Source organism: Chryseobacterium sp. KCF3-3 (assembly GCF_045865955.1).
Taxonomy (GTDB): Bacteria; Bacteroidota; Bacteroidia; order Flavobacteriales; family Weeksellaceae; genus Chryseobacterium.
The window spans coordinates 254685-280661 of record NZ_AP035792.1 but is presented as its reverse complement, the minus strand read 5'-3'; the positions used below and the strand labels follow the sequence as shown (position 1 = coordinate 280661).

Annotated in this window: 29 protein-coding genes and 1 riboswitch; of the genes, 15 read left to right on the top strand and 14 right to left on the bottom strand. The window is 35.0% G+C overall.

Annotation, left to right across the window (positions count from 1 at the left end):
• Positions 1–31 precede the first annotated feature (31 nt).
• Positions 32–634 (top strand): MarC family protein, encoded by a 603-nt coding sequence (locus ACKTTZ_RS01330; RefSeq protein WP_034695216.1) that lies wholly within the window; start codon positions 32–34, stop codon positions 632–634.
• 5 nt (positions 635–639) lie between these two features.
• Positions 640–840, top strand: coding sequence for a hypothetical protein (locus tag ACKTTZ_RS01325; protein WP_034695219.1), 201 nt, complete (start codon positions 640–642; stop codon positions 838–840).
• 793 nt (positions 841–1633) lie between these two features.
• Here ACKTTZ_RS01325 and ACKTTZ_RS01320 read toward each other — a convergent pair.
• From ACKTTZ_RS01320 to ACKTTZ_RS01290, 7 genes are all read right to left on the bottom strand, one after another.
• Positions 1634–2602: a chorismate-binding protein gene (locus tag ACKTTZ_RS01320; protein ID WP_407847039.1), complete on the bottom strand. Its 969-nt coding sequence runs from the start codon at positions 2600–2602 to the stop codon at positions 1634–1636.
• Between the two features lie 156 nt (positions 2603–2758).
• Positions 2759–3187: a PaaI family thioesterase gene (locus tag ACKTTZ_RS01315; RefSeq protein ID WP_002977570.1), complete on the bottom strand. Its 429-nt coding sequence runs from the start codon at positions 3185–3187 to the stop codon at positions 2759–2761.
• 25 nt (positions 3188–3212) lie between these two features.
• Positions 3213–3806 carry a 1-acyl-sn-glycerol-3-phosphate acyltransferase gene (locus ACKTTZ_RS01310; RefSeq protein WP_407847038.1) on the bottom strand — a complete coding sequence of 198 codons (594 nt, stop codon included), beginning with the start codon at positions 3804–3806 and terminating at the stop codon, positions 3213–3215.
• Between the two features lie 339 nt (positions 3807–4145).
• A complete protein-coding gene (locus tag ACKTTZ_RS01305) occupies positions 4146–4622 on the bottom strand; it encodes a TlpA family protein disulfide reductase (RefSeq protein WP_407847037.1) in 477 nt (158 codons plus the stop codon).
• A gap of 64 nt (positions 4623–4686) precedes the next feature.
• Positions 4687–5157, bottom strand: coding sequence for a TlpA family protein disulfide reductase (locus tag ACKTTZ_RS01300; RefSeq protein ID WP_407847036.1), 471 nt, complete (start codon positions 5155–5157; stop codon positions 4687–4689).
• 32 nt (positions 5158–5189) lie between these two features.
• Positions 5190–6911, bottom strand: a complete 1722-nt coding sequence (locus tag ACKTTZ_RS01295; RefSeq protein ID WP_407847035.1) for a PspC domain-containing protein — start codon at positions 6909–6911, stop codon at positions 5190–5192.
• A gap of 11 nt (positions 6912–6922) precedes the next feature.
• Positions 6923–7252 (bottom strand): PadR family transcriptional regulator, encoded by a 330-nt coding sequence (locus tag ACKTTZ_RS01290; RefSeq protein WP_002977573.1) that lies wholly within the window; start codon positions 7250–7252, stop codon positions 6923–6925.
• A 519-nt stretch (positions 7253–7771) separates the two neighbouring features.
• Here ACKTTZ_RS01290 and ACKTTZ_RS01285 point away from each other — a divergent pair.
• Positions 7772–8473 (top strand): XAC2610-related protein, encoded by a 702-nt coding sequence (locus ACKTTZ_RS01285; RefSeq protein WP_407847034.1) that lies wholly within the window; start codon positions 7772–7774, stop codon positions 8471–8473.
• Between the two features lies 1 nt (position 8474).
• Positions 8475–9065, top strand: coding sequence for an HD domain-containing protein (locus ACKTTZ_RS01280; protein WP_407847033.1), 591 nt, complete (start codon positions 8475–8477; stop codon positions 9063–9065).
• A gap of 59 nt (positions 9066–9124) precedes the next feature.
• Here ACKTTZ_RS01280 and ACKTTZ_RS01275 read toward each other — a convergent pair whose 3' ends face one another.
• From ACKTTZ_RS01275 to ACKTTZ_RS01265, 3 genes are all read right to left on the bottom strand, one after another.
• Positions 9125–9508, bottom strand: coding sequence for an acyl-CoA thioesterase (locus ACKTTZ_RS01275; RefSeq protein ID WP_034699813.1), 384 nt, complete (start codon positions 9506–9508; stop codon positions 9125–9127).
• 115 nt (positions 9509–9623) lie between these two features.
• A riboswitch (cobalamin riboswitch) is annotated at positions 9624–9804 on the bottom strand.
• A 33-nt stretch (positions 9805–9837) separates the two neighbouring features.
• A complete protein-coding gene (locus ACKTTZ_RS01270) occupies positions 9838–10638 on the bottom strand; it encodes a hypothetical protein (protein ID WP_034699816.1) in 801 nt (266 codons plus the stop codon).
• A gap of 30 nt (positions 10639–10668) precedes the next feature.
• Positions 10669–11331: an ATP-binding cassette domain-containing protein gene (locus tag ACKTTZ_RS01265; RefSeq protein WP_253318207.1), complete on the bottom strand. Its 663-nt coding sequence runs from the start codon at positions 11329–11331 to the stop codon at positions 10669–10671.
• A 413-nt stretch (positions 11332–11744) separates the two neighbouring features.
• Between ACKTTZ_RS01265 and ACKTTZ_RS01260 the strand changes: the two genes are divergently transcribed.
• The gene (locus ACKTTZ_RS01260) at positions 11745–12848 is read left to right on the top strand and encodes a GEVED domain-containing protein (RefSeq protein WP_253318206.1); all 1104 of its coding nucleotides are present in this window, start codon (positions 11745–11747) and stop codon (positions 12846–12848) included.
• A 68-nt stretch (positions 12849–12916) separates the two neighbouring features.
• Here ACKTTZ_RS01260 and ACKTTZ_RS01255 read toward each other — a convergent pair whose 3' ends face one another.
• Positions 12917–15064 (bottom strand): endonuclease MutS2, encoded by a 2148-nt coding sequence (locus tag ACKTTZ_RS01255; protein WP_253317647.1) that lies wholly within the window; start codon positions 15062–15064, stop codon positions 12917–12919.
• Between the two features lie 344 nt (positions 15065–15408).
• On the opposite strand from ACKTTZ_RS01255, the gene ACKTTZ_RS01250 reads away from it, so the two are divergent.
• Genes ACKTTZ_RS01250 through ACKTTZ_RS01240 form a run of 3 tightly spaced genes read left to right on the top strand, consistent with a single transcriptional unit; the run spans position 15409 to position 17666 of the window.
• Positions 15409–15930 (top strand): GNAT family N-acetyltransferase, encoded by a 522-nt coding sequence (locus tag ACKTTZ_RS01250; protein WP_407847032.1) that lies wholly within the window; start codon positions 15409–15411, stop codon positions 15928–15930.
• Between the two features lie 48 nt (positions 15931–15978).
• Positions 15979–16983 (top strand): acyltransferase family protein, encoded by a 1005-nt coding sequence (locus ACKTTZ_RS01245; protein WP_407847031.1) that lies wholly within the window; start codon positions 15979–15981, stop codon positions 16981–16983.
• A gap of 41 nt (positions 16984–17024) precedes the next feature.
• Positions 17025–17666, top strand: coding sequence for a uracil-DNA glycosylase (locus tag ACKTTZ_RS01240; RefSeq protein WP_034699835.1), 642 nt, complete (start codon positions 17025–17027; stop codon positions 17664–17666).
• Here ACKTTZ_RS01240 and ACKTTZ_RS01235 read toward each other — a convergent pair.
• The 3 genes from ACKTTZ_RS01235 to ACKTTZ_RS01225 form a co-directional block, all read right to left on the bottom strand.
• Positions 17653–18162 carry a hypothetical protein gene (locus tag ACKTTZ_RS01235; RefSeq protein WP_407847030.1) on the bottom strand — a complete coding sequence of 170 codons (510 nt, stop codon included), beginning with the start codon at positions 18160–18162 and terminating at the stop codon, positions 17653–17655. The genes ACKTTZ_RS01240 and ACKTTZ_RS01235 overlap by 14 nt on opposite strands.
• A 16-nt stretch (positions 18163–18178) precedes the next feature.
• Entirely contained in the window at positions 18179–18670 is a 492-nt protein-coding gene (locus ACKTTZ_RS01230; protein WP_034699841.1) for a DUF456 domain-containing protein, read from the bottom strand.
• A gap of 79 nt (positions 18671–18749) precedes the next feature.
• Positions 18750–19934, bottom strand: a complete 1185-nt coding sequence (locus tag ACKTTZ_RS01225) for a carboxypeptidase-like regulatory domain-containing protein (RefSeq protein ID WP_034699844.1) — start codon at positions 19932–19934, stop codon at positions 18750–18752.
• A gap of 272 nt (positions 19935–20206) precedes the next feature.
• On the opposite strand from ACKTTZ_RS01225, the gene ACKTTZ_RS01220 reads away from it, so the two are divergent.
• The 7 genes from ACKTTZ_RS01220 to ACKTTZ_RS01190 all read left to right on the top strand — a co-directional run bounded on the left by ACKTTZ_RS01220 (position 20207) and on the right by ACKTTZ_RS01190 (position 25926).
• Positions 20207–21475 carry a mechanosensitive ion channel family protein gene (locus ACKTTZ_RS01220; RefSeq protein ID WP_034699852.1) on the top strand — a complete coding sequence of 423 codons (1269 nt, stop codon included), beginning with the start codon at positions 20207–20209 and terminating at the stop codon, positions 21473–21475.
• A 169-nt stretch (positions 21476–21644) separates the two neighbouring features.
• Complete coding sequence (locus ACKTTZ_RS01215; protein ID WP_034699854.1) at positions 21645–22364, top strand: pyridoxine 5'-phosphate synthase; 720 nt, start codon at positions 21645–21647, stop codon at positions 22362–22364.
• A 123-nt stretch (positions 22365–22487) separates the two neighbouring features.
• Positions 22488–23267 carry an alpha/beta fold hydrolase gene (locus ACKTTZ_RS01210; RefSeq protein WP_407847029.1) on the top strand — a complete coding sequence of 260 codons (780 nt, stop codon included), beginning with the start codon at positions 22488–22490 and terminating at the stop codon, positions 23265–23267.
• Positions 23268–23383: 116 nt separating this feature from the next.
• Complete coding sequence (locus ACKTTZ_RS01205; protein ID WP_034699857.1) at positions 23384–23620, top strand: microviridin/marinostatin family tricyclic proteinase inhibitor; 237 nt, start codon at positions 23384–23386, stop codon at positions 23618–23620.
• A 53-nt stretch (positions 23621–23673) separates the two neighbouring features.
• Entirely contained in the window at positions 23674–23898 is a 225-nt protein-coding gene (locus tag ACKTTZ_RS01200) for a microviridin/marinostatin family tricyclic proteinase inhibitor (protein ID WP_034699858.1), read from the top strand.
• A 74-nt stretch (positions 23899–23972) separates the two neighbouring features.
• On the top strand, positions 23973–24929 hold the full coding sequence (locus ACKTTZ_RS01195) for an MvdC family ATP-grasp ribosomal peptide maturase (RefSeq protein ID WP_034699861.1): 957 nt from the start codon (positions 23973–23975) through the stop codon (positions 24927–24929).
• Positions 24922–25926: an MvdD family ATP-grasp ribosomal peptide maturase gene (locus ACKTTZ_RS01190; protein WP_407847028.1), complete on the top strand. Its 1005-nt coding sequence runs from the start codon at positions 24922–24924 to the stop codon at positions 25924–25926. The genes ACKTTZ_RS01195 and ACKTTZ_RS01190 overlap by 8 nt, the downstream gene beginning before the upstream one ends.
• Positions 25927–25977: the final 51 nt, after the last annotated feature.

The window sequence follows — 25977 nt, the reverse complement described above, 5'->3', positions numbered from 1 at the left end:
ATATTTTTGCGAAATTTTTAATTACAAAGAGATGGAAATTTTTGATGGTTTTTCTTTTAAAGAGATTGTTACCAGCTTTATGGTTCTTTTTGCCGTGATCGATATCATCGGCTCAGTTCCTATTATCGTAAGCCTTCAGCAGAAGTTTGGACAGATTGAAGCTGGAAAGGCTGCCATTACTGCCGGAGCTATTATGATTGTTTTCCTGTTCGTAGGAAATAAGATTCTTAAGCTTATTGGAGTGGATGTAAATTCCTTTGCTATTGCAGGAGCTTTTGTGATTTTTGTCATAGCACTGGAAATGATTTTAGGAATTGAAATTAATAAAACCACTGAAGCAAAGGCTGCATCCATTGTACCCATCGCATTTCCGCTGGTTGCAGGAGCTGGAACGTTAACCACTGCACTCTCTCTTAGAGCTGAATTTCATGATATTAATATTATCTTCGGAATTATTCTTAATACAATTTTCGTATATTTGGTGCTGAAATCAGCGAAATGGCTGGAGAAGAAAATTGGGGATGCTACTTTGATGATCCTTCAGAAAGTTTTCGGAATTATCCTTTTGGCAATTTCAATTAAATTATTCACCGCAAATTTTGCCCAGTTGGTGCAAAATTATATTAATTTTTAAGAGTCATGAAGAAGTTTTATAAAGTATTTTTAGTACTGTTTATTGTATTCATCACCATCAATCTTTATGCTATCAACTGGCAAGCGACAGATATCCTTGGAGATGAAGATAACATTAGGTTTGCATTCTCAGCTGGTGCTGCTGCAATAGGTCTTATCCTGCTTTTTGTAATGGATACCTGGAGCAGAATCGGTATAAAAAAATAAATTGAATATTTCAATATAGATATAGCCTCTTTCTTTTTGAAGGAGGTTTTTTATTTGGTAATAGGTTGGAGGTTTTAGATAAAAGGTAGCAGGGAATAGGGATTAGGAAATAGATTTACTGAAATATGCATATCTGTTTTTCCTATTCAATAGGAGTGGGCTTTAGCCCGTTCAAACAAAGGAAATATATTCCATTGGCTTTAGCCAAAACCTATATTATTACGCAAAGTCCGCAGAAGGACGATAAATGGCTTTAAAATCGTTCGCAAAGGCGTTGCCACTCAGCAAAGAAAATATATGCAAACATCTGTGCAATCTGTGGCAAATCGAACAGTATCAATCCCTATATTACATAAATAATTGATCTGATTAATTCAATAGGAGCGGGCTTTAGCCCGTTCAAACAAAGGAAATATATTCCATTGGCTTTAGCCAAAACCTATATTATTACGCAAAGTCCGCAGAAGGACGATGAATGGCTTTAAAATCGTTCGCAAAGGCGTTGCCACTCAGCAAAGAAAATATATGCAAACATCTGTGCAATCTGTGGCAAATCTAACAGTATCAATCCCTATATTACATAAATAATTAATCTGATTAATTCAATAGGAACGGGCTTTAGCCCGTTCAAACAAAGGAAATATATTCCATTGGCTTTAGCCAAAACCTATATTATTACGCAAAGTCCGCAGAAGGACGATGAATGGCTTTAAAATCGTTCGCAAAGGCGTTGCCACTCAGCAAAGAAAATATATACAAACATCTGTGCAAATCTGTGTCAAATCTAAAAATATTAGGAAATAACCAGGTTTTTCAATATCGCTTCTGATTTCAACTCTGTTTCTCTCCATTCCTTTTCCGGGTCACTTTGAGCTGTTATTCCGCCTCCTACAAAAACATGTACCGAGTCTTTATAAAGTCTTGCACAACGCAGATTGACAAAGTACAAAATATTCTCATCTGTTTCAACTTTGATATAACCTGCATAAAATTCACGGGAAAATTTTTCATATTTACGGATATTCTCATTGCAAAAATCTTTTGGAATACCACAGACTGCAGGAGTGGGGTGTAGATCCTGAATAATTTTATCAAGATCTTCAGGCTTTATACTGGTTTTAAAATCTGTTCGTAAATGTTTGATATTACCGGAAATATGGTCATATGTTTCTGACTGGTCTATGGTGTCAGAATAATTTGTCAGAATACTCTGGATATAATTGGTAACCGGCTTTTGTTCTTCAATTTCTTTTTCAGACCATTCCTCAGATACAGGAAGAGTGCCGGCAAGGGCCATCGTTTCAAACTCGTGAGTAGTTTTATTAAACTTTCCTAATACTTCTGAGAAAGCTCCCATCCAAGCATTTTTTCCATCATTAAAAAGATATCTGAAAGCGTTGGGATACGATTTACATAAATTTTTGAAACTCTCTGTATAATTGATGGTATGAAAATTTGTGAAAATCTTCCTTCTTGAATAAACAAGCTTTGGCAAATTGTTTTCTTTGATAACTTCAATTACTTGTTGTAAGGTGTTGCAGTATTCTTCTTTGGTTTCAGCAGATGAATTTGTGGTATCATCGTTCAGAGCTTCATTGGAGATTAAAGTTTGGTCAAATTCAGTGGGATTTATTTCAAAAATATCTCCGCTGAAGCTGATTTGATTCAGGCTATTATAAGAAAAAAAGTTAACTGCATTTTTAGTATTTTTTTCATCTGCAGACAGTAATCTTTCGTCGAAAGGAAGTTTGAAATAAATCATGAGCTATGAAGGAATTTTGAAAATCAACAGCTGGAAATACTATAGGAAATTTCCAGTGTAACTTTCCTTTTTGCAAAGGTATTACTAGTCTTAAAGATGTCAAAATAAAAAGAGCTTAAATTTATTTTAAGCTCTTTATTTTTATGTTGTAATAACTTACCTGTGGATAATATTATTCGTCATGGTAGTATGATTGATCAAAACTCCTTTTTCGTCACGTATTTCAATTTCAGAAACGTGCATTGTTTTGCCTTTTCTGATAAAACGCGCCGTAGCAGTTACAATACCATCTTTTTTGCTTCTTAAATGGTTAGAATTGATATTGGTTCCTACACCATAATATTTTTCGCCATCGATAAAAATATTAGACAGGCTTGACCCTAAGGTTTCAGCTAAAACACAACTTGCTCCTCCATGCATGATTCCAAAAGGCTGGTGAGTTCTGGGAAGAACGGGCATTGTTGCGGTAAGGGTTTCATTTTCGAGATCAATATCGATGAATTTGATTTCAAGTGTTTTGGCAAGAGTTACATCTCCCCAGTTATTGATGAATGCTAATATTTCTTCTTTTGTCTGACCTTTCATTTTAATAATTGATTTAATTTAGCCTCTAATTCTCTTCGTTTCCGGTTCCCATAATATTAGGATTCCAGTTTTCAGGAACTTTAGGAGTAATGTCATTTTTGATATAATAGTCCTGGATTTCCTGCATGATTTCTGAAAAAGGGACTGATGCTATTCTTTCATAGGGAATGGTGTAGCCCAGATAGACAATTTTTCTTTTAAAATCACCTGCTGCCAGTACAATAGGAACTTTTGCTGCCAAAGCCATATGATAGAATCCTTTTCTCCATTTCGGTACCCAGCTTCTGGTTCCTTCCGGAGTAATCACAAGGCTGAAATCTTCTTTGGAAAACTGATTGGCTACGAAATTCACAAGATCGTTTTTCTGGCTTCTGTCGATCCCAATCCCTCCAAGTCCTTTTACCAGGCTTCCATACCAGGCTTTGGTGTGAGCATCTTTAATGATAATTTTTAAAGGTTTTTCCAGAGACCAATAGGCGAAATTTCCTAAAATGTATTCCATATTATGGGTATGTGGTGCTACCACTAGGATACACCTGTTTAGATTGTTGACATCGCCCTGAAGAACGACTTTCCAACCTAATACTTTTAACATTGCTTTGCCTAACAGCTTTTTCATAGATTTCTTGGATTATAAACAAAAAAGTATAACCAAACTTTGGTTATACTTTACAAATATATTGAAATATTATTGCTCTTAAAACAAACCGCTAATTAAATCTACGATTTTCATTACGAATTCCATTGCAAATTGTATCATGATATGGCTGTGTTTTTGATTGTTTGGTTATTAAATTTTAGCTTTACGAAATTAAAACTTTTTTTTCACATAAGAAACTAAATGTAGTTTTATTTTCACTTTTCTGAGAGAAGAAGGGTGTGAATTTCAAACGGTTGCCATCCACCCACACCTTCTACCACTCTCTGAAGTTAATTTATTTCCTTGGAGTTGGATGTTTTATAACTTATTCATAATTTCTATTAGTTCATCCCTACTAATAGCTCCTATTTTTAGAGAAACTAATTTTCTTTTCTTGTTATAAAAAAAAGTCATTGGTTTGATAATTAGTTTGGCTGGAAAGCTTGATTTTTTATCATCAATTAAAAAGTTAAGGTTATAATTATTTATTTTCTTAAAGTTTTCTATAACTGTTCTATCTTCGTCAGAGACTAGGATTATATTTATTTTATCACCATATTTGGTTGATAATTCTTCAAAATAAGGCAAAGATTCTTTACAAGGAGCACAATAGGTTCCCCAAAAATTAATGATAAGTGGTTTATTTAAAAACTCCTTACTGTTAATTTTTTTACCAGATAATTTTTTTAGATTATTTAAGGAAGTATCGGGAATAATTGTTTTCGCTACAGAAAAAAATGCTATTGTTATTATAATGATAAATAATCCAATAATTACTATAAATTTTTTTTTCATTTGTATTGTGTTATTTATTTAGTTTGTATGGAAATTTCGTTTTTTTTTCTTACAGTTTGTTGGATTATAACTTTTTTATTATTTCCAGCAATTCATCATTGCTTATAGCTCCTGTTTTTTGAGAAACTAATTCTCCTTTTTCGTTATAAACAGAAGTTACCGGCCTGATTGAAATGTCTAATTTTTTGTCTGAGACTAAAAAATTAAGGCTATAATTATTTTTATTCTTAAAGTTTTCAATGACTTTTTTATCTTCATCAGAAATCAAAACAATATTTACCTTATCTTTATATTGAGCAGATAATTCTTCAAAATATGGAAGTTCTTCTCTGCAAGGAGCGCACCAAGTTGCCCAATAATTAATGATAAGTGGCTTATTTAAGAGCTCTTTGGTGCTAATTTGTTTGCCTGACAAGTCTTTTAAGTTTAGATTACTTAAGGAGGTATCTGGATTAAGTGTTTTCATCGTGAAGAAAACCACTGTAGCTATTATAACAGCTGCGATTCCGATAATGATTTTAATTTTTTTTTTCATTTGTTGTGGGTTTAATAATATAAATTAAATTATTATTTAGTTTGTATGGAAATTTCGTTTTTTCCGTCTTTGATTTTGATGTCCATATCTTTATTTGATTTTTTGATAGTAGACACTGCAGAATCAATGACTTTCTTTGCCTGGTTGTTCGGAACTTTTTTACCGTTTACGATGATGCTGTCCTGATCATCTGAGTTGTATTCGATACTGGAACCGTTTACCGTTATTTTATTTTTTTCAATTCGGACATTGTTATGGTCTTCATCTCTGTCCTGATCTTCATCATTGATTCCGTCTCCGTCTAAATCTCCGTCCATGTGGATACGGTCTTTATTCATAGAGATTACCACTGCTTTTTGCGGAACTACAAGTTCATAATCAAGGCTGTAATCTCTGAATCTGTGCTCGTATGGATATTTGATGTAGTTAGGTAGTAATACTTTGTTGTTCACAATTTCTACAGGAACCGTCATCTGGATAGGGAAGTTATAGCCTTTTCCTTCTTTTTTAATGATCAGGTAAGGTGTTTTAATATCTGGTTTTCTGGTTACATCTACAGAAATATAATCTTCTTCATACACTGTACTTTTATCAGAATAAATATCATTGTTGTAACCTTTGAAATTCTGAGGAATGTTGATCTGTTTTACATCTACATACACGGTATCTGAAGTAGTGTTGATGGCAACATTTTCTACATCTTCCTTGCTTCCTCTATAGATCATGTCTTTCTTAGCCATGCTGATTCCGAAGTAAGTTCCCAGTCCGATTAAAAGAAGGAATAAACCACCTACAACCCATCCGATATTTCTCAGTTTTGTTTTCGGAGAGAAGATCTTGATGCTTAATAAGCTGAAAAGGATTGCCGGGATTAAACTTCCGATCACCATCATGGCAGCCAGTACTTTATCAAGTCCCTGATCGTCCATGTAGAATCTGATTTCATTAGCTCCCGGGAAGTCTGTATCCATTGCGAAAAGGGCAAATAATACAAATACTCCGATAATGCTGCTTACAGCCATTAGTACAAAGAAACCTCCTACAATATACTTGAATACATTCCAGATTCCGCTGCTTGCGTTGTTGATATATGGTTTGTTTTCGTTGTAGATTTCTCCGACCCTCTGAGTAGATTCATTGGCAAATTGTACCAATTTATTAGACTCATTCTTAAGATTGTCGAAGTTCATAGGCTTTCCCTGCATTTTCAGGAAATCTGCTGCTGTTTCAGCTTTTGGAAGTACGATCCAAAGGATTACATATAAAAGACCTATTAAAGAAGAGGAAATGGCTGCTGTAAAAATTCCTAATACGAAGATTCCCAGCCAGATTGCTCTCATGGTAGTAATATCCATTCCTACATATTGAGCTAAACCTGCACAAACTCCTGCTACTTTTTGTTTTTCCGGATCACGGAACAGTTGTTTTTTATCGGTATAATTGGATCCTGAATATTCTTTTCTGGCAGATGTTTTTTCAGAAAAATAAGCCTCTTCCTGTTCTTCAATCTTCTCAGGAGTTCCGATCTGTGCGATTACCTTTTCTACATCGGTATCGTTAATTACTTCACGTTTTCCTAAAGAATCTTTGAAGATCTCCACCATTCTTATTTCTATGTCATGCATTACTTCATCAGCCTCAGAAGCATCCAGAGAGCTTCTCAGTGCGTTCAGGTAATCGCTGAGCTTTATATATGCGTGTTCTTCTATGGTAAAAGAAAAACCTGCGAGTCCTATTGAGAGTGTCTTGTTCATAGCTTTGTTTTTTAATTTTGTTGGGTGATTTGGTTTACTGAGGCTGTCAGTTCATTCCATGTATTGAGAAGTTCATCCAGGAAAAGTTTTCCTTTTTCTGTGATCTGATAATATTTTCTGGGTGGTCCTCCTGTAGATTCTTCCCATCTGTAAGAGAGAAACTCTCCGTTTTTAAGTCTTGTAAGAAGAGGGTAGAGGGTTCCTTCTACTACATCCAGTTTTCCTTTTTTCAGTTCGTCAATAAGATCAGAAACATACATTTCACGGTTATTGATGAGACTTAGAATACAGAATTCCAGAATTCCTTTTCGCATTTGCGCTTTGGTATTTTCGGTATTCATCTTTGATAAGTTTTGTTAATTAGTTATATTTTTAGAAAAATGCCCCTAGCTAGTTGAGCCTATTCTAATTTTACATTACAAAGATATGTAAATAAAATGGTATTATGCAATACAAAGTAGTGAAATTTTTAAAATAAATAATTTAAAGTACTGAAAATCAATTAAATAAATTTTATCTTGAATTTTCAGTAAAATGAATTTTAACAGAAAATGGCTCAAAAATCTTTAAATTTTAAATAAAATTGATAGAAAAAAAATGATCTTTTATTAATTATTACTCATTACCCATTACTGATTACTCATATCCTAGCCCCGATAGCAGCGGTTACCCCACAGCAGCTATGGCTTTGGGGTAGGAGCGAGGAGTATGAGCGGATAGCGGGAGACAGCTTCTTATTATGAATAGGCTTTTATTGAAAAGGTAATTCTGACAGATAATGATACCGGGATTTTGAGATCGCTATTATGATTCGTATTTTTGTTAGAAATAAAAAAACACCTAAATCATTTACTATTACCATGAATATTTTGAATAAGTACAAGCACTTATCGGCATTTCTCTTATTGGGACCACTCTGTTTCGGACAGTACCAGTTTGAGGTTAAAAATGTATCAAAAAGCTACGATGCTGTCATCCAGATAGAAGATTGTTACGACGACAGATGTGGAGGAAAGGGAACTGTGGAACTGTTTGATCGTAAAAACAGCAAGGTACAGACTTTTATTTCTGATGATCTGATTTTATATACAGAACAAGGTCAAAAACCGATCCAGGGGAAATTGATTCCACTTTTAAAAGATCAACGTGCTGTGATCATAGATGACTTTAATTTCGATGGAACGGAAGATGTTGCGATACGAAACGGAAATATGGGAAATTATAGCGGAGCATCTTATGACGTATATGTCTTCAACAAAACAAGAATGGGGTTTGTAAAAAGCGAGGAACTTACAGAGCTGGGTTCAAATGGTCTGGATATTTTTGATGTCGATGCCCAGCGTAAACGTCTTATTTCTTATGGAAAGTCCGGCTGCTGTGATATTTTTACCACAGAATATGCTGTAATTCCGAATAAAGGACTTGACAAAGTTTTTGAAAAAGAAGAGGATATGAGTGTTGAAGGCTCTGTAAAAGTGACCACTAAAGAAAAGATAAATAATAAATGGATTACCAAAACAAAGGTATATCCGTCTGATCAATATAACAGAAATAAGAAGTAAGATGAAAATTCAGAAAGAGATTGATTTTATTCTGGCAGTAGATGCACTTAAAAACGTACAGCGAAGAAATTATAATGCAGATGATTCCCGAAGAGAGAATACAGCGGAACACTCCTGGCAGATTATTATTCTGGCTCAGATCCTTTATCCGTATGCTAAAAACCGTGCAGATATTGATTTGTTGAGAGTGATAAGAATGCTTTCCATTCATGATCTTGTAGAAATAGAAGCGGGAGATACTTTTATTTTTGACGAAAAAGCAATGGTAGGAAAGTTTGAAAGAGAGAAAGCTTCGGCCCAGAAAATCTTTGGAATTCTGGATGAACCTTTGCGTTCGGAATTTTTTAATTTATGGCTGGAATTTGAGGATGAGAAAACTCCTGATGCTATTTTTGCGTGTGGAATTGATAGAATCATGCCGTTTATCTTAAATTCTCATACTTCCGGAAAAAGCTGGACAGAAGCTGGAGTGACAGAAAGACAAATCCGAAATATGCTTGAAAATGCGATCAGAAGAGCATCGGATGAAATGGGAGAGGCTTTTGAGCTTTTATTGAATAAAAGTCTGGAAACAGAAAAAGTGCTGAAATAATTTCAATGAAAAATATAATAAAGCATCGGGCGGCCAATGGCCGCCCGATGCTTTATTATTTATAGTATCTGAATTGGTTTCTTGAATTCGTCAATCGCTACAAAAGTAAAATCACCTATAATTGCTTTTTCTCTTTCATAGGAATACATCTGTTCAGTATAAATTTCAACATTCACTTTCATACTGGTTTTTCCCACGTATGAAACTTTCCCGATCAGCTCAACAATGGTTCCGGCAGGAATAGGTTTTTTGAAATCGATCTTATCGCTGCTTACCGTTACCACTCTTTTTCTGGCAAAACGGGTTGCTGTGATAAAAGCTACCTCATCCATCAGCTGCATTGCTGTACCTCCAAAAAGGGTATCATAGTGATTGGTTGTGTTAGGGAAAACCGCTTTAAAGATTCTGGTTTCGGATGCTTCAATTCTTTCTTCTGTAGTCATATATCATTATTAATTAAAGCGATGTGAAATGATATTAAAACAACAGAATAATGACAGGAACTTATAGAATTCCTGAAACAATCCATCAGATCAATACAACTTCAAATCGCGAAAGTTACATGTTTAAGAAAAAGGCAGGTCTCCTGACTTGTAGCATCATTTATCTCCTTCCCATGCCTCGCACAGTGGATCTTTGATAAAGATTTCAGCTACTTACAGTTGCGCGACAGTCCGTGATTTTCACACGGTTCCCTTTTAATCTGCAGTGATGCAGAACCAATTTCTGTGATGAATAAGTGTAAAACTTTTCGGGTGCAAAAATAATGAATTTATTCCGGATTATGGAAAATAATCTGGCTGATTACTCTTCCTTTCTTAATCGTCCAGAGTGTAGTGTATCTGTTTTCTCCTGAACCGTTTATCATATAAAGGAAAATATTATCGTTATCAAGGGAAGTAACTCCAATGTTCTCAAAATCCATGGTAGGCTGGAACATATTTTTGATGGCTTCTCTTACAAAAACAGAACCTCTTCCGGGTTGCTGTACTCTGATGGATTTGATTTCGGTCATTCCTTCGGGAAGGTCATTTCCGATTCCCCATGGTTTTACTTTATCAATGGTAAGAATTTTTCCTTCTGCATCTTTTTCTTTTTTACGGTATCCGGCATTGGAAGGATAAATATCAATCACCACTTTGCTTCTTTGGGCAGTAGGAATCTTAGGATCAGAATTGTCTGTAAAAATAAGGGATTTTCCGTTTTTAGATCTAGATGGAGTGTAGGCAGGGAGCTGGTCCACATAGGCAATACGTCCTTTATTCACCATGCCTTCCTTATCAAGAGTTTCATAACGTACAAAAGGCTTGTCGTCATCTTGTTTCTCAGGATATTTGATCCAGATCCATTCCGTTTCTCCGGGAGCTGGTTTTACATAAACAAATACATCTCCTTTACGCATACGGATCTTGTCTACAATTTTTCGGTAATCGTCTTTATGTACACGTACATTGGCATATCCTTCTTCAGCTTTTACAACTCCAAAAGGAACTTTTGTCTGCCCTTTTACAAAGGCAATAGATAAAATACTGAAAGCGGATAAATAGAATGCTTTATTTATGAAAGTCATCATGAAAATTTTTTGATCCCTCAAATATATAAATTAAATGCTTTTCGGAAGATAATTATACCGTTGCAGTTCTTTTAAATCTTGTATTTGTTTCAGATAGCCTTCACGAAGAAGAAATATTTGGTGTGAAATATCGAGAACCTCCTGATAATTATGATCAGAAATAATGAATCCTTTATACTTAGACTGTTCAATGATTGCTGTTTTCAATGCTGTAGAAATTTTCGGAGAAAGACTGTGGAAGGGTTCATCAAGTAAAATAAAATCCGCTTCGGAATAAATAATCATTAAAGCTTCAATGACTCTCTGCTCACCTCTGGAAAGATTTTTAGGTTTCTCTGACAAAAAAGGACGGATCAGATCTGAAGTGAATAATAGATCAGTATTTTTCTTATTGCAAAAAAGAGGAATTAAGCTTTTAATGGTATTGTATTTTGGCAAGAAAGTATCCTGTGGCAGGTAGGCAATTCTGTTTTTTCTGTCGGAAATGCTTTTCAGAACTTTATCATTGTACCTTATAAACTGGGTATCGCTACTTATAGTTCCGAAAATAATTTTTAATAATGTCGATTTTCCAACACCATTTCTGCCCAGAATTCCAATAATCTGCCCGGTTTCACATGCCAAATAAATATCCTGAAGGATCTTATTTTCTTTAAAAGACTTGGTGATGCTGTCAATATGAAGCTTACTCATAGAATTCCTGTTATTATTTTGACAATCATACAGATAGATACTGTGAATCCCCAAAGGAAAATTTTGGAGAATCCTAAATTGGCATAAAAGTAATATTCATTTTTAAACCTGAGTTCATAGATAAAATAATGAAGGACAGGAGAAATCAAAAGAAAACTCAGTCCGAAATTCTCAATACTGAAAGAGGATAAACAAGAAGCTAATAAAGAAAATATCAAGGTGGGAATTATTATTTTTTTATAAAAAATCCAGAGAGTAGAAATACTTTTGAACATATATTAAAAGCATGAAGTTTCTGTGTGTTTTACACTTTATTCTCAAATATATTAAAAAATACAATGCTGTATGGAGAAAGTCTAAGCTATATTTGAAAAAATACACTATTTTTCAAGTAAATTTTAAAACTAATAAACATGACCAAAAAACTACTTTTTGTATTCTCTTTTATTTTGGGAATATCCAACTTTCATGCAACTCACAAAATAGAAGAAGAACCTCAATCTTTATTGTATTGTGATACCAATGCTCCAACGGGTGTTCAGATGTCGAATATAACGCTTACCACGGGAACAGTTACCTGGACTGCAGATCCTAATACTCCGGATAATATGATAAGATATAGAATACCAGGAACAACTTTCTGGATGACGGGTACACCCGTATCGGGTCAAAATTCTTTCACAATTACAGGTTTGCAGCCTTGTACAGTGTATGAAGTACAGGTCTCAAAAACATGTATTACTCAAGGAACATGGTCCAACCCAATATTTTTTGCAACCACATTGAATTACTGTACAAGCGCATCTACTGATACCACGATGATGCATATTTCCAATGTGACAGTAACTTCCACTGGAATTACAACACCCATGGTGAGTGATTCCGGAGCTTCTAATTATACAGATTACAGGACGGATGTAAACAGAAGAATTAAATTTCTCGTAGGAAGCGTGGGGAATAAGATCTCAGTAAATCATACATGGACAGGTACACCAGGCTCAATCACTGTAACGGCATGGATTGACATTAACGGTAATGGAATTTTTGAATCCAATGAAAGAGTTTTGGTTGCCAATAATGTTACATCAGCTGCTCCTGCTGTATCTATATTCTCTATTCCCGGTTATCCTACGCTGCCAGCCTCTGTTGTTGGAGGTTGTGGTGTAGCAATGAGAGTGATTTCCAGACAAACGTTTCCTACAGATGCCTGTGGTACATTTACGTATGGAGAAGTGGAAGATTATGGCGTGGATTTTATTGATCTCACCCTCGGAGTGGAAGAATCATTGAAGTCTAAAAAGCCGGAAATTTATCCTAATCCTGCCTCTGATGTTTTAAATATCTCCGGAATTTCAGAAGCCGCAGATTATGAAATTTACAATGCCGTAGGACAGAAAATTGACGAAGGAAGAGTTTCAAATCACCAAGTAAACCTTAATCATTTGTCAAAAGGAGTTTATTTTATCCAGCTGAAAGATAAAGAAAAGGTAACCCGATTAAAATTCATTAAGAAGTAAAAATAAAAAAGAGAGAGTACCTTTGGGTGCTCTCTCTTTGTATTTGCGTTAATTTAATTTCTTATTTATTAAATTCTCTCAAGTTCATCTGCATCAATCGTGGTCTTGAAAGTTCCGTAATTGACAATCACTTTATTTCTGGAAATTTTTTCAATGGTTCCTACACTGGTACTTCCGGTAATACGAACACGCTGTCCGATTTTCATCCACACAGCACGGTCAGTTTTACGTTTCTCTTCCAGTTTTTCATTGGTTTCAGCAATTTTTTCAATAACATCCTCCTTTTTCAGCTGTTGAGTGATTTTTCTCTTAACAACCTGCAGACGTTTGGTTTCATCCTTATCACTGCCCAGTTTTCTGAATTTCTCCTGTTCAAGAAGTTTTACAAAATCTTTTACCACATCCTTTCTGGATTTTCCTTTGGTATAGCTGTCGATGAATGTTTCAATCTTATTCCCGAACTGTAGTTTGCGGTGTTCTTCCTCATACAGCTTCTGGAAATTGAACAGTTTCTGCTGAAGCTGCTCATTTAGTTTCTGAAGGTTATCACGTTTATCTTCTACAGATTCTTTCCTTTCTGCAAGATCAGATTTCAGTTTTTCAACCTCAAATTTTTCCTGCTGCAGTTTTACAATCGTTTTGTCAAGATTAACAATATCATGTTCTACTTTTTTCTTCGCAGAATGGATAATGAATCTTGGAATCTTATTCTTTTCCGCAACTTCAAAAGTAAATGAACTTCCTGCCTGTCCCACTTCCAGCTTATACATCGGTTCCAATGTCTCTTCATTGAAAAGCATAGCTGCATTCTGAGCGTTCGGAAGCTGTTCTATTACCAGTTTAATATTGGTATAGTGCGTTGTAATGATGGCAAAACTCTTTTTGTCATAGAAAAACTCCATAAAACTTTCTGCCAACGCACCTCCAAGCTCAGGATCAGAACCTGTACCAAATTCATCAATAAGCAGAAGCGTATTGGCATCTGCCTCACGAATGATTCCGGACATTTTCTTCAACCTCGATGAATAAGTTGATAAGTGGTTTTCAATGGACTGGTTGTCCCCAATATCAGTCATGATTTTCTCAAAGAAAAACATTTCAGACTTAGGATGAACCGGAACCAGAATACCACTCTGAATCATCAGTTGCAGTAATCCTACCGTTTTCAGGGTAATTGATTTTCCACCGGCATTTGGACCGGAAATACAGATAATTCTGTTATGATCTGTTAAAGTTAAGGTTTGAGGGTGGATTGTTTTGTTTTCAACTTTGTTTCTTAACCATAAAAGAGGATGATAAGCATCTTTTAGTCTCAGCGTTTTATGATGGTTGATTTTCGGAAGAACTCCGTTGATCACTTCACCAAATTTTGCTTTAGCTCTCGTAAGGTCAAGGTCAAAAATATAAACCTGATATCTCCATAGCTGAGGTTGGAATTCCGCCAGTTCTGTTGTAAGTTGACGGAGAACTTTATCAATTTCTTTTTTCTCTTCCTCTTCATTTTCACGAAGCTTGAAATAGTGCTTTACCACACTGTCCGGCTGAATATACGTGATGGAACCTGTTTTGGAAATTCCTAATGTTCTTCCGGCAACCCTTTTTTTGAATCCTGATTTTACAGCCAGAACTCTTTGGTCGTCAATAATCGTTTCCCGGATATCATCCAGAAAGTCACTCTGTCCATACGTGGTAAGCGCACGGTTGAAATTTTCCTGAATCGCCTTTTTAGCAAGCTGGATTTCAGTTCTTATCCCTTTCAGAGCTGGAGAAGCTTCATTTTTTACTTCACCAAAACGGTTAAAAACCTTATCTACCTTCTCAATGATCTCTTTTCTGAATTCCAGTACAGAAACTTCTTCTAATAAAGTAGGAAACGTTTCCGGCATGGTAGGGAAGAATTTCTGAAGTCTTCCGATCTGTTCCGTAATGGTTTTTATTTTGATGAAAGCAGCATTTTCCAGACGGTAGTTCTCAATCAGCATCAATTTCAGCTCACTTTCAATATCTTCATATTCATCAAACGGAATCGCATTTGAACTTTCAAAACTCGACAGATATTCTGAGGTTTTTTTTAATGAAAGTTCCGCCTCGTCAATTTCCATCGGACGAAGTTGAAGAATTTTTTCTCTTGTTTTCGGAGAATACGCAAATGGGGAGATTTCCGCGAGCAATTGCGGAAACTCTAATTCGTCTAAATCTTCTTTATCTATATACACAGTGCAAATTTAGTGAGAATTTTGATTATTACGTATATCTGAGAGATTTACAGAATAAATTAACTGTGAATTTGATGATTATGGAGTTCCTTTTTTTTATTAAAAATTTTAAAACTTCAAAAAAGATCAATTTTTTTTAACGCAAAGTTTTTATTACTAACCCTTATTCCTTTAAGGAAGCAAAGAGTGGAATCAATACATTGATTCTTTCTAAGCGATTCGGTTATTCTTCTGCTTCATCAGTGATGTAGTCGTATTGCTTTGATTACTCAAAATAAGTAATAGAATGCAATAACCTTTATGCTTATGAAAATTTATGATATTCTTTTTATTACATTTGAGATGTGAAACTAGAAACCTCAAGATTGATTTTAAAAGGAATCAATGAAAATAATACAGAAGATATTTTAAAAATCCGAGGCAATCCGGAAGTCAATAAATTTGTGAAAAGAGTTTCACCAAAGACCAACTATGATGCGCTTCAGTTTATTTTGACGATTAAGCAAAGAACTCAAAATAATCAAACGGTCTATTGGGGAATTTCTTTAAAAGATCAGTCTCATCTTATCGGAACCATCTGTCTCTGGAATTTTTCTGAAGACCGGAAAAAAGCAGAAGTTGGCTATGAACTGTTACCAGAGTATCACAGACAGGGGATTATGTCTGAAGCTTTGAATGCGGTAGTAGAGTATGGATTTAACGAACTCCTTTTACAGGAAATTGTGGCCATTACCAATACATTCAATGAAAACTCAAAAGGACTTCTTGTAAAACATCATTTCGTTTTGCAGGAAGGAAAAAAAGATGAAGGGTTTCCGGATAATATTATCTTTAGTTTGAAAAGGCTATCCGGAGATCGTCCGTAGGAAATCTAACAGGTTTTTCTCTATCTTTATCGCCGATTGAAATTACATATGAAAAATGAAATAAAATCTTTAACGGGACTTAGAGGGATTGTTGCATTATGGGTAGCGTTTTTTCATTTTAGTTTTTTTAGGAATGAAGTCATTCAGGATATAGTAGGAAAGGGGTATGTAGCCGTTGATATCTTTTTTGTGCTGAGTGCTTTCTTACTGACGGTTTCTTACTCTGATAAATTTAAAAATCTGAATTATAAAACAATAGAAGTTTTTTATAAAAAGAGAGTCAACAGAATTTACCCGGTCTATATTGTATCGGTTGTTTTTATTGCCTTGTTTTTAATGAAGACTTCTGTAGCAGGATTTCTTATTAATGCCGGTTTGTTACAATGTTTTTTTAATCCTGATTATCTGCTGAATGTGGTCTATTGGTCGTTAAGTACAGAATGGGTTTGTTACTTAACATTCCCTTTTATGCTATGGCTTGTCCTGCATTATAAAATACGCAGCGAAATTTTAATTATTGCCAGTTTGGTTTTGAGGTTTGCACTTCCTTATATTCCCGATCATTTGTATATAGGTTCTGAACATCCAATGAAAGTAGGGGAATCACCAAGATATCTTGATCTTCCTTACGGACTGGTTTCTCTGCTAAGAACGGTTTCTTCCTATTTTCTTGGAATTGGAATTGCTCTTCTGCCACCATTTAAAATGAAGAAAGAAAACCTGATCCTTTATATCATTCTCCTATTGTTTGTGTTCATGTTATTTATTGAAAAAGGGCTCTTGTTTATCCCTTTATTATCAGCATTGATGATCAAATATCTGTATGAAGGAAAGTCAAATTATCTGAAAGTATTTTTAGAAACTAAAGCGGTGTATTTTTTAGGAAATATTTCTTACTCATTATACATCATCCATTATATGGTGAAGAAACAAAATTTCGTTATTGTAAATTCTTATCATCTTAATAATCTGTTATTAATCTCCTTTTCATTATTGCTGTCCTATTTTTCGTATATGCTGATTGAAAGAAAAGTGAAGATATTTAAAGTATAATGAAGGCTCTTATTTTATTTTAATATTATTATTTTTGCACTATGACCTGGACAGAAATTTTAGCCCCGATAAAGAGTACGGAATACTTTACCACCCTTTGGGAGAAAGTGAAGAATGAATATGCAACAACCAAAGTTTTTCCACCAAAGAATCAGATTTTCAGAGCATTGGAACTTACAGCTTTTGATGATGTTGAAGTGGTGATTATTGGTCAGGATCCTTATCATAATGATTATCAGGCGAATGGTTTGTGTTTCTCTGTTTCTGAGCAGGTTGCTGCACCGCCATCACTGAAAAATATTTTTATTGAACTGAAAGATGATTTGGGAGTGGTAAGAACTTCTAAAGAACTTGATGACTGGGGAAAACAGGGCGTTTTATTACTGAATGCTACGTTAACGGTTCGTGCGCATACACCGAACTCTCATAAAGACCTTGGCTGGGAAAAATTCACCAACTTTATCATTAAAGAAATTTCAGATAAAAAAGAGAATGTGGTTTTTGTTTTATGGGGTGCTTTTGCACAAAAAAAAGCCGAACTCATAGATCCGGCTAAACATTTTATTATTAAATCGGCACACCCTTCTCCTTTTTCTGTGTACAGAGGTTTTTTTGGAAGCAAGCCTTTCTCAAAAATTAATGAATATCTTGTTTCCAAAGGGAAGAAGCCTATTTCCTGGTAGAATCGGCAGATTGATCTGCTTTTTTTATCGTAATTCCGATTTTATATTTTCCGGCTAATGCTTTTGTTCCGTCTTGTGACTTGGGATAAGGAGCGATGTCCTGTAATGTAATGGTATATCTGTTGAATTCTGTCGACTGATGATAATTTCTTGCCGGATAATCTGCGCTTGCAAGGTTCAGAGTCATTGGTCGGGTAGATGTTCCCATTACTTCCACCTGTGCAAGAGCAACACCCGCCCATATACATTGGGCTCCTTCAGGACAACGGCTGTCTTCAGAAACTCCTTTGAATGTCACATTCATCTGGTATTCTCGTAAAAACTTATTTTCTCCTTCAGTCAGGTATATAACACCGTCTTTCTGATTATGAGAGCTTGTTGTTTTTGTACCTGTGGACATTTCAGTAGTTTTTGTATTAATCCTGGATTTCTTTTGGGCATCACATCCTGTTAATGCAAATATTCCCAGACTGAGTATGACAATTTTATGGAACATAGTTTCTTATATTTAATTAAATGACGTTAAACATATTAAGTAATACTACCAAAAACATTGCCACTCCTACCACAAAACTGAATCCGGTTCCATAAATGAATCCAATCAGCGCTCCTTTAGTGGATCGTAAGGCTTTATTCATATCCTTGCTGTCGTGAAGTAACTCACCGATAAATACACCAGCAAACATTCCTATCAGAAATCCCAACGGGATCGGAATAAATATCCCAACAATAGTTCCAATGACAGAACCAATACTTCCCCAACGCGTACCTCCATACTTTCTGTTGGTCTTTGCCGGAATTACATAACTTAACACTACAGAAGCAAGCGTAAGAATTCCGAATGCCCATATATAAACCATGGAAAGATCAGCATCCGTCCCGAATTTATAGATCAACAGTCCGCAGATACTCAGCAAAAGACCAGGCAATACCGGAAGAAAAGTTCCCAATATTCCAATAAATAAGAGAATAAGGCAGAAAATATTAATAATTGTTGTATCCATTCTTTTAAAAAATATACATGCAATATAAAAAAAGTGGCCTTATAAAAAGCCACTTTGAGAACTGAGTTATAAAATTTTATTACAAATTTAAGATTACGTATTCCAGAATCGGTCCTGTTTTACCGATATTTCCACTTGCATGGTTATGGAATGTAGTATAATAGATATTTCCGCTATTGGTAGTTCCTGAACATGATCCCATATAATCGCCGTGTGCCTGATGAGCATTCCACGCATTCTGATTAATGGTAATGGTAACAGTGTTTCCATTGGCTGTATGATGGCAGATCGTCATATGGTTATTGTTTAAAGATGTTCCTACTGTGATCTTAGGAGCTGTTGTATCCACATACTTATTGGTTCTTATCATCAGAGGTTCATTATCTTTCTGTACCAATACTTCCCAGAACAAAGGATCATAATGCTGGATTTTTTGCCACAAAGGTTGATCATATTGAATATTTAATGTATTAAATCCTATTGCTGACGCCATAGCCGTATTGGAAACACTACAGTTGTTATACATAGCGACATTTCCATTGGTATTAAAACAAATTTTTGGAAGATCGAGAAATCCTCCATAAACGCCGCAATAGGGAGCGTTTTTATCTCCTCCTACCAGATACGCTGCTGCCCAGTCTGAACTGTAAATGCTTCCGCCATTCGTGATAAAAGTAGAGAGATTATTGAAAACAGAAACATCGTTACCCGGATTATTAGTTCCCGTTTGTGTCAAATTACGCGAACCACAGTTCAGGAAAATAATATCATACTGAGAAATGGTGTTGAAATTTTTTAAATCGTGATAGCTGATTTCTGTCGCCGTATACCCAAGACTTGTAATAATAGATTCTATTTCGTCATAACTGCCTTCTACATAAGCTATTTTTGCTATCTGATTCAGCTTTGAATCTTTGGTGGGAACAGTGGTTGTTTCATCCTTTTTTACCGTAACAGGAATCTCTGTTCTAAAATTAAGACCGTTCCCAGTCTGAATGTGAAGAGTTGTATTTCCTTCAGGTGCAGTAAGGCTGAATGTACCATCAGTATTGGAATAAGTGTGATAAACCTGATTTTTGCTATCAATAGTGAATACAGTGGCACCGCCAATGGGTTTTGTTCCGTTTTTAGCAAATACTTTACCTTCTATAGTTCCGGTGGGTACTTTTTTGGAATCTTCTGGGCTCATTGAGTCATCACCTCCTTTACAGTTTACTAAGAGCACAAGGCTGCATAGTACGATGAACAAGTAATTTTGTCTCATATTTAATTGATTTTGATGGGTTTAGTTTTAACCAAATTTAATAAATTTTTAATATTAAAACACTTAAATTGTAATTTATTTTAATATTTTTTACTTAAATGTGTTATTTGTAGTTAATTTTTCATTTATAATCAAGGGTTGTAGAAGATTTGATATTTTAAAGTTGAGTTCACGATTTTTTTTTATATGAAATTTTCCGGATAATACTTTTTGGGATGAAAATTGATTATGAATAGTAAAATGATGATTCTTAATTTCATAAATTTGCTGTAATGAATGACCAGTTACAAGAAACCAAAAACTTTATACAGGAGCTGAGCGAACAGCTTTACATTTATATTACCCAGATATCACCCTCCGGGCTGGATTGGGTATTTCATATTATTGTAAAACTGAGCTTACTTCTTGTCCTGTTTTTTATTACTGATTTTATCTTTAAATTCATTATCAATTCTGTGTTCAGGTTATTTCATAATGAGCAGAAATTTCCCATTTTAAAATCTGTTTACCAGTCGAAGATCACCAATTCAGTAGCTCATTTTGCTGCGTTGATTGCTGTAGCTGGGATCCAGGGATCTATATTTCCGGAAAATGCATTGCCGAAGACCACCATTTTTATCATAAGATGTATCAATCTTGGGCTGGTATTGATATTGGCAGGAATGCTGTACAGATCGCTGACTGCTTTCAGAAATTATTTCAGCATCAAACAGGATTTCTATAAAATAATGGCACTCAATGCCATTTCAGAAACCGTAAAAATCTTAGGACTTTTTATATTTACTGTAGTAGGGCTTTGTGTGATTTTCGGAATCAAGGGAACAACTATTGTAGGAAGTCTGGGGGCGATTACAGCTGTTCTGGTATTGGTTTTCAGGGATACTATTCTGGGGTTTGTAACAGGTCTGCATGTAGCTACTTCTAAAAATTTAAAAGTAGGAGATTGGGTGAGTATTCCCAAATACAGCATTGAAGGAAATATTACAGAAATCAATCTTCTGACTACCAAAATCACCAATTTTGATAAAACAGTTTCAACAATTCCCACTTATGATTTGATGACCACCGAGATCAAGAATATGCAGGTGATGTCTGAATCTAATACCCGAAGAATAAAAAAATCAATTTATTTTAACATTAATTCTTTTAAGTTTCTTACTGATGAAGATGTGGAGCGCTTAAAGGAAATTAACCTTATTTCGGATTACCTGGAAGAAAGAGCATCAGAGATCAAAAAAGAAAAGGAAAGTCTGGAGCATAAAGATAAAGTAGTGAATGGAAGGCAGCTTACCAATATTGGTGTTTTCAGATATTATGCACAGAAATATATTGAAAATGATCCTGATATAGATAAAAACGGAACCAGAATGGTTCGTCAGCTGGAGATTACTCCACAAGGGCTACCCCTTGAAATATACTGTTTTGCCAATGATTCCCAATGGGAACGTTTTGAGCAGATACAGGCAGATATTTTTGACCATTTATTAGTGGCTTCAAAAGAATTTGAGCTTCAGGTAATGCAGGTAAGCATTAAAGTATAGAAATTAGAAACTAGATATTAGAAGTTAGGGGCTAAGCTTCTTTACAACTGATGTTTAGATAACATAATAAGTGTAAAATTTAATAGTGGTATAAAAGTGTAGTAGTGAAATGATAATTACCATTTGTCATCTAACTTCTAACTTCTCATATCTAACATCTAAAATAACAATGACAAAACTAAGCGTAAACATTAATAAAATTGCGACGTTAAGAAATGCAAGAGGAGGTGAAACCCCAAGTGTTACAGAAGCTGCTGTAAAAATTCAGGAATTCGGAGGACAGGGAATTACCATCCATCCAAGACCTGATGAAAGGCATATCACAAGAAAAGATGTCTATGATCTGAAGCCGTTGGTTACGACTGAGTTTAATATTGAAGGAAATCCTCATCAGGATTTTATTGATATGGTATTGGAAGTGAAACCGGAGCAGGTGACTCTTGTACCGGATGCTGATGATGCTATTACCTCCAATGCAGGATGGGATACCAAAAAACATCTTGATTACCTTACAGAGATTATTGCAGAATTTAAAAAAGCAGGAATCCGTACTTCTGTTTTCCTGGATCCTTTACCTGAGCTTGTAGAATATGCTGCAAAAACAGGCGCAGACAGAATAGAATTATATACAGAAGCTTACGCAAAAAATTATCTTATCAATAAAGAACAGGCCATAAAACCTTATTACGATACTGCAGTGGAAGCTACTAAATTTGGATTGGGAATCAATGCCGGACATGATCTGAGCTTAGAAAACCTGAAGTACTTTGCAGATACCATTCCCAACCTTTTGGAAGTGTCTATCGGTCATGCTTTGGTTTCTGAAGCACTTTATATGGGATTGGAAAATACAGTTCAGGCTTATCTGAAGAGACTGGCAAAATGGTAAAATATAAGAAACCAGAAGTTAGAGATTAGAAGTTAGTACAACTTCAATTATATTAAAAATAGCATAAACAGATTATGCATGATTTATCTAACTTCTGATTTCTCACATCTAACTTCTAAAAATATGGAAATTTTAAATTCAAAAATATTCGGCGAAAATGTAACGAATACGCCACTTCTTGTATTTCACGGATTATTCGGAATGCTTGACAATTGGGGAAGTTTCGGAAAGGATCTGGGAGAATATCTTCCGGTACACCTGATCGATCTTAGAAACCATGGAAGAAGCTTTCATTCAGACAGCATGTCTCATGATGATCTGGCAGATGATATTGCCCGTTATATGGATCATTACGGAATTCAGAAAGCTCATGTTTTAGGGCATTCTTTAGGAGGAAAAGCAGTAATGCAGTTTGCTATAAAATATCCTGAACGTGTTGAAAAACTGATTGTTGTTGATATTTCACCTAAAGCATATCCACCGCATCATCAGGGAATTATCAAAGCGCTGGAAACGGTAGATTTTGATACAGTATCTTCAAGAAATGAAGTAGAAGCTGTTCTGAACCAATATATTCCCGAAAGATCTACTGTGCAGTTTTTGACAAAAAACCTGTATTGGGATGACAATAAAAACCTGTATTGGAGATTCAATCTTAAGACTTTATCTGAAAAATATACTGAATTTGTTTCCAATGCGATTAAATTCGGAGTTTTTGAAGGCGAAACATTGTTTATAGCAGGGGCAAAATCCAATTATATCCTGCCACAGGATGAATTCGGTATCAAGCAGCAATTCCCTAAAGCTAAAATAGTGACGGTAAAGAATGCAGGACATTGGGTACAGGCGGAAAACCCTGTTGATTTCGCAAATGTAGTTAAGGAGTTTTTGGGTTTGAATTGATTTTATTCTTTGATTTGTGATATTATGTTAAATTTTTATTAAAACGTAATATTATTTCTCCATGATTTGAATTTTTTGTACTTTGGATTTTCAAAAAACAATAAAAATATTAACTTATGGAAAACAAAAATTCAAAAAAGAAGCCATTTTTTGCGTCATTCTTAGAAAAACAGGTTAAAGACCCTGAAACAGTAAAAGGAGGAGGTATTACTTCTGTATTGGCAGATCAGATTACTACATCTCTTCAGGATCAGATTACTACTCCTATTAAGGATAATGTTACAAAACCTGACAATGACAATGTAACGATGAAATATCCTTCTGACGGTGATGAGGATGTTTTAGAAGCATAAGAAATATACTAAAGCTTAAGCTAAATTATATATCAAACCAAAACTAAAACATTATGAAAAGCAACAACTCAAAGAAGAAGCCGTTTTTCGCATCATTCTTAGAAAAACAGGTTAAAGATCCGGAAACGGTAAAAGGAGGAAGTGACATTACACTTGCTGAAAGAGATTTGATCACAAAACCAACAATCGATACGGTAACTTCTCCAAAAGATGATATGATGCACACGCTGAAATATCCTTCTGATGGTGATGATGATACAATCACTCTTCCACTGTAAGATCAGAACGAATATTCAATAAAATAGTAGGGGAAACTTAAATAGTAAGTTTCCCTTTTTAATACAATCGGCAAATGATTCTCTGCATCACCCATTCACAGGATTTTTATAATATTGACCTCTTTTTCGAATATCTGAGCTCCCAAAATATTCCTTATTTCAGATTGAATTCCGATCGTCTGAATCACCTTCAGAAAATCAGTATTCATGAAGATTCATTTGAACTGACAGATGAATTAGGAAATACGATCCATTCTGACACTATAAAAGGCGTATGGCACAGAAAAGCCTGGAGGATCAGTGCTCCCGAAGAACTGGATCAGGATTATGAAAGAATCTTTCTCAACGAATATGGAAGCCTGAGGTATAATCTGATGACCGCTTTAGAACATATTCCCTGGATCAACCCTTATGAAAATGAAAAAAAAGTAGACGGAAATAAGATATTTCAGCTGAAAATTGCCCAAAGACATAACTTAACCATTCCCAAAACCATTTTTTCCAATGATGAAGAAAAAATAACAACATTTTTTTATCAATACTGCCAGGGAAAAGCCATTGCTAAGCTTCACGGAGTTACCGCAAAAACAATGTCAGGAGAGAACATGATTTCCACTACAGTTATTGAGGAAGAATCCTTGGAACACCTTTCAGATATCGCTTACTGTCCGATGATTTTTCAACCCTATATTGACAAAGAATATGAATTACGAATCGTATATGTAGATGGTGAGTTCTTCACAGGAAAAATCAATAACAGTGAAAATGCAGACTGGAGAGTAGCCCGCGAAGGGTATTTCTGGGAAGCATATGAATTACCTGATGCTGTGAAAGTAAATCTTACTTCCATGATGAACGAAATGGGACTTTATATAGGAGCGATCGATATGATCAAAGGAAGAGACGGAGCCTATTATTTCCTTGAAGTCAATCCTCAGGGAGAGTGGGGAATGCTTCAGAAAGAGTTGGGATTTCCTATTGCAGAAAGAATTGCCGACAACCTTATCAAAAGAATTAATTTCCATGAATAAAATTTTAATAATTACCCATACCGCAGATAATTTTTCCATTGAGAAAGTAACAGAATACATTGAAAAAAATAATTGTGAAGTCATTCGCTTTGATGTAGACGTTTATCCATTACAAAACAAACTATCCACTATTTTCCAGGATGGAGAATGGGTAAGTTACCTGGAAACGCCTGAAGCAAAACATCGTTTGGACGATATTTCAGCCATCTGGTACAGAAGAGCCTACAATATCGGAAAAGGATTAAAAGAAGAAATGGACTCTAAATTTTACGGTGCGGCTATGGGAGAAATCAGAAATACCCTTTTCGGTTTCTTTGAATCTGTGGATGCTTATTCTTTAGGAAAACCAAGTGTTTACAGAAGACTTGACAGCAAGGAAGAACAGTTGAAAATTGCAGATAAATTAGGGCTGACCATTCCGGCAACCTGTCTTACCAACAATCCGGATGAAGCAAGGAAATTTATTGTAAAACATCAGAATGTGGTTGCCAAAATGCAGACCGGTTTTGCCATTTATGAAGATGGAGTAGAAAATGTAGTATTTACGAACGTTGTTGGCGAAGATAAACTGGAAGAGCTGGATTCATTGTTGTACTGTCCTATGCAGTTTCAGCAGATGATTCGGAAGAAAAAAGAACTTCGTATTACTATTGTGGGAAGAGATGTGTATGCATTCGAAATAGATTCTCAACAGTCTGAAGATGCCAAAGTAGACTGGAGAAAAGATGGTGTCAATCTGATTGATAAATGGAACAGAACAGAACTTCCGGCAGATGTAGAAGCAAAACTCCTTGAACTGCTTGATGTTTATCATGTAGATTATGGAGCCATAGATATGATTGTTTCCCCTGAAGACGAATATTATTTCATCGAGATCAATGCTGCAGGAGAATTTTTCTGGCTGGATAATCTTACAGAAGGAAACCTTATTTCAAAGAGTATTGCAGATGTTCTTTGCGATAAAGCTCCAAGAAGAAATAATGAAGTAATGGCTTAAATAGCTGCATATATTTTTGAATATAAAAGTCCTGAAAGATGTAAATTCTTT

What these genes read in the sequence shown, in the direction of transcription:
- ACKTTZ_RS01330 (WP_034695216.1), top strand. Translation starts at nt 32, where the DNA reads ATGGAAATTTTTGATGGTTTTTCTTTTAAAGAGATTGTTACCAGCTTT.
- ACKTTZ_RS01325 (WP_034695219.1), top strand. Translation starts at nt 640, where the DNA reads ATGAAGAAGTTTTATAAAGTATTTTTAGTACTGTTTATTGTATTCATC.
- ACKTTZ_RS01320 (WP_407847039.1), bottom strand. Translation starts at nt 2,602, where the DNA reads ATGATTTATTTCAAACTTCCTTTCGACGAAAGATTACTGTCTGCAGAT.
- ACKTTZ_RS01315 (WP_002977570.1), bottom strand. Translation starts at nt 3,187, where the DNA reads ATGAAAGGTCAGACAAAAGAAGAAATATTAGCATTCATCAATAACTGG.
- ACKTTZ_RS01310 (WP_407847038.1), bottom strand. Translation starts at nt 3,806, where the DNA reads ATGAAAAAGCTGTTAGGCAAAGCAATGTTAAAAGTATTAGGTTGGAAA.
- ACKTTZ_RS01305 (WP_407847037.1), bottom strand. Translation starts at nt 4,622, where the DNA reads ATGAAAAAAAAATTTATAGTAATTATTGGATTATTTATCATTATAATA.
- ACKTTZ_RS01300 (WP_407847036.1), bottom strand. Translation starts at nt 5,157, where the DNA reads ATGAAAAAAAAAATTAAAATCATTATCGGAATCGCAGCTGTTATAATA.
- ACKTTZ_RS01295 (WP_407847035.1), bottom strand. Translation starts at nt 6,911, where the DNA reads ATGAACAAGACACTCTCAATAGGACTCGCAGGTTTTTCTTTTACCATA.
- ACKTTZ_RS01290 (WP_002977573.1), bottom strand. Translation starts at nt 7,252, where the DNA reads ATGAATACCGAAAATACCAAAGCGCAAATGCGAAAAGGAATTCTGGAA.
- ACKTTZ_RS01285 (WP_407847034.1), top strand. Translation starts at nt 7,772, where the DNA reads ATGAATATTTTGAATAAGTACAAGCACTTATCGGCATTTCTCTTATTG.
- ACKTTZ_RS01280 (WP_407847033.1), top strand. Translation starts at nt 8,475, where the DNA reads ATGAAAATTCAGAAAGAGATTGATTTTATTCTGGCAGTAGATGCACTT.
- ACKTTZ_RS01275 (WP_034699813.1), bottom strand. Translation starts at nt 9,508, where the DNA reads ATGACTACAGAAGAAAGAATTGAAGCATCCGAAACCAGAATCTTTAAA.
- ACKTTZ_RS01270 (WP_034699816.1), bottom strand. Translation starts at nt 10,638, where the DNA reads ATGATGACTTTCATAAATAAAGCATTCTATTTATCCGCTTTCAGTATT.
- ACKTTZ_RS01265 (WP_253318207.1), bottom strand. Translation starts at nt 11,331, where the DNA reads ATGAGTAAGCTTCATATTGACAGCATCACCAAGTCTTTTAAAGAAAAT.
- ACKTTZ_RS01260 (WP_253318206.1), top strand. Translation starts at nt 11,745, where the DNA reads ATGACCAAAAAACTACTTTTTGTATTCTCTTTTATTTTGGGAATATCC.
- ACKTTZ_RS01245 (WP_407847031.1), top strand. Translation starts at nt 15,979, where the DNA reads ATGAAAAATGAAATAAAATCTTTAACGGGACTTAGAGGGATTGTTGCA.
- ACKTTZ_RS01240 (WP_034699835.1), top strand. Translation starts at nt 17,025, where the DNA reads ATGACCTGGACAGAAATTTTAGCCCCGATAAAGAGTACGGAATACTTT.
- ACKTTZ_RS01235 (WP_407847030.1), bottom strand. Translation starts at nt 18,162, where the DNA reads ATGTTCCATAAAATTGTCATACTCAGTCTGGGAATATTTGCATTAACA.
- ACKTTZ_RS01230 (WP_034699841.1), bottom strand. Translation starts at nt 18,670, where the DNA reads ATGGATACAACAATTATTAATATTTTCTGCCTTATTCTCTTATTTATT.
- ACKTTZ_RS01225 (WP_034699844.1), bottom strand. Translation starts at nt 19,934, where the DNA reads ATGAGACAAAATTACTTGTTCATCGTACTATGCAGCCTTGTGCTCTTA.
- ACKTTZ_RS01220 (WP_034699852.1), top strand. Translation starts at nt 20,207, where the DNA reads ATGAATGACCAGTTACAAGAAACCAAAAACTTTATACAGGAGCTGAGC.
- ACKTTZ_RS01215 (WP_034699854.1), top strand. Translation starts at nt 21,645, where the DNA reads ATGACAAAACTAAGCGTAAACATTAATAAAATTGCGACGTTAAGAAAT.
- ACKTTZ_RS01210 (WP_407847029.1), top strand. Translation starts at nt 22,488, where the DNA reads ATGGAAATTTTAAATTCAAAAATATTCGGCGAAAATGTAACGAATACG.
- ACKTTZ_RS01205 (WP_034699857.1), top strand. Translation starts at nt 23,384, where the DNA reads ATGGAAAACAAAAATTCAAAAAAGAAGCCATTTTTTGCGTCATTCTTA.
- ACKTTZ_RS01200 (WP_034699858.1), top strand. Translation starts at nt 23,674, where the DNA reads ATGAAAAGCAACAACTCAAAGAAGAAGCCGTTTTTCGCATCATTCTTA.
- ACKTTZ_RS01195 (WP_034699861.1), top strand. Translation starts at nt 23,973, where the DNA reads ATGATTCTCTGCATCACCCATTCACAGGATTTTTATAATATTGACCTC.
- ACKTTZ_RS01190 (WP_407847028.1), top strand. Translation starts at nt 24,922, where the DNA reads ATGAATAAAATTTTAATAATTACCCATACCGCAGATAATTTTTCCATT.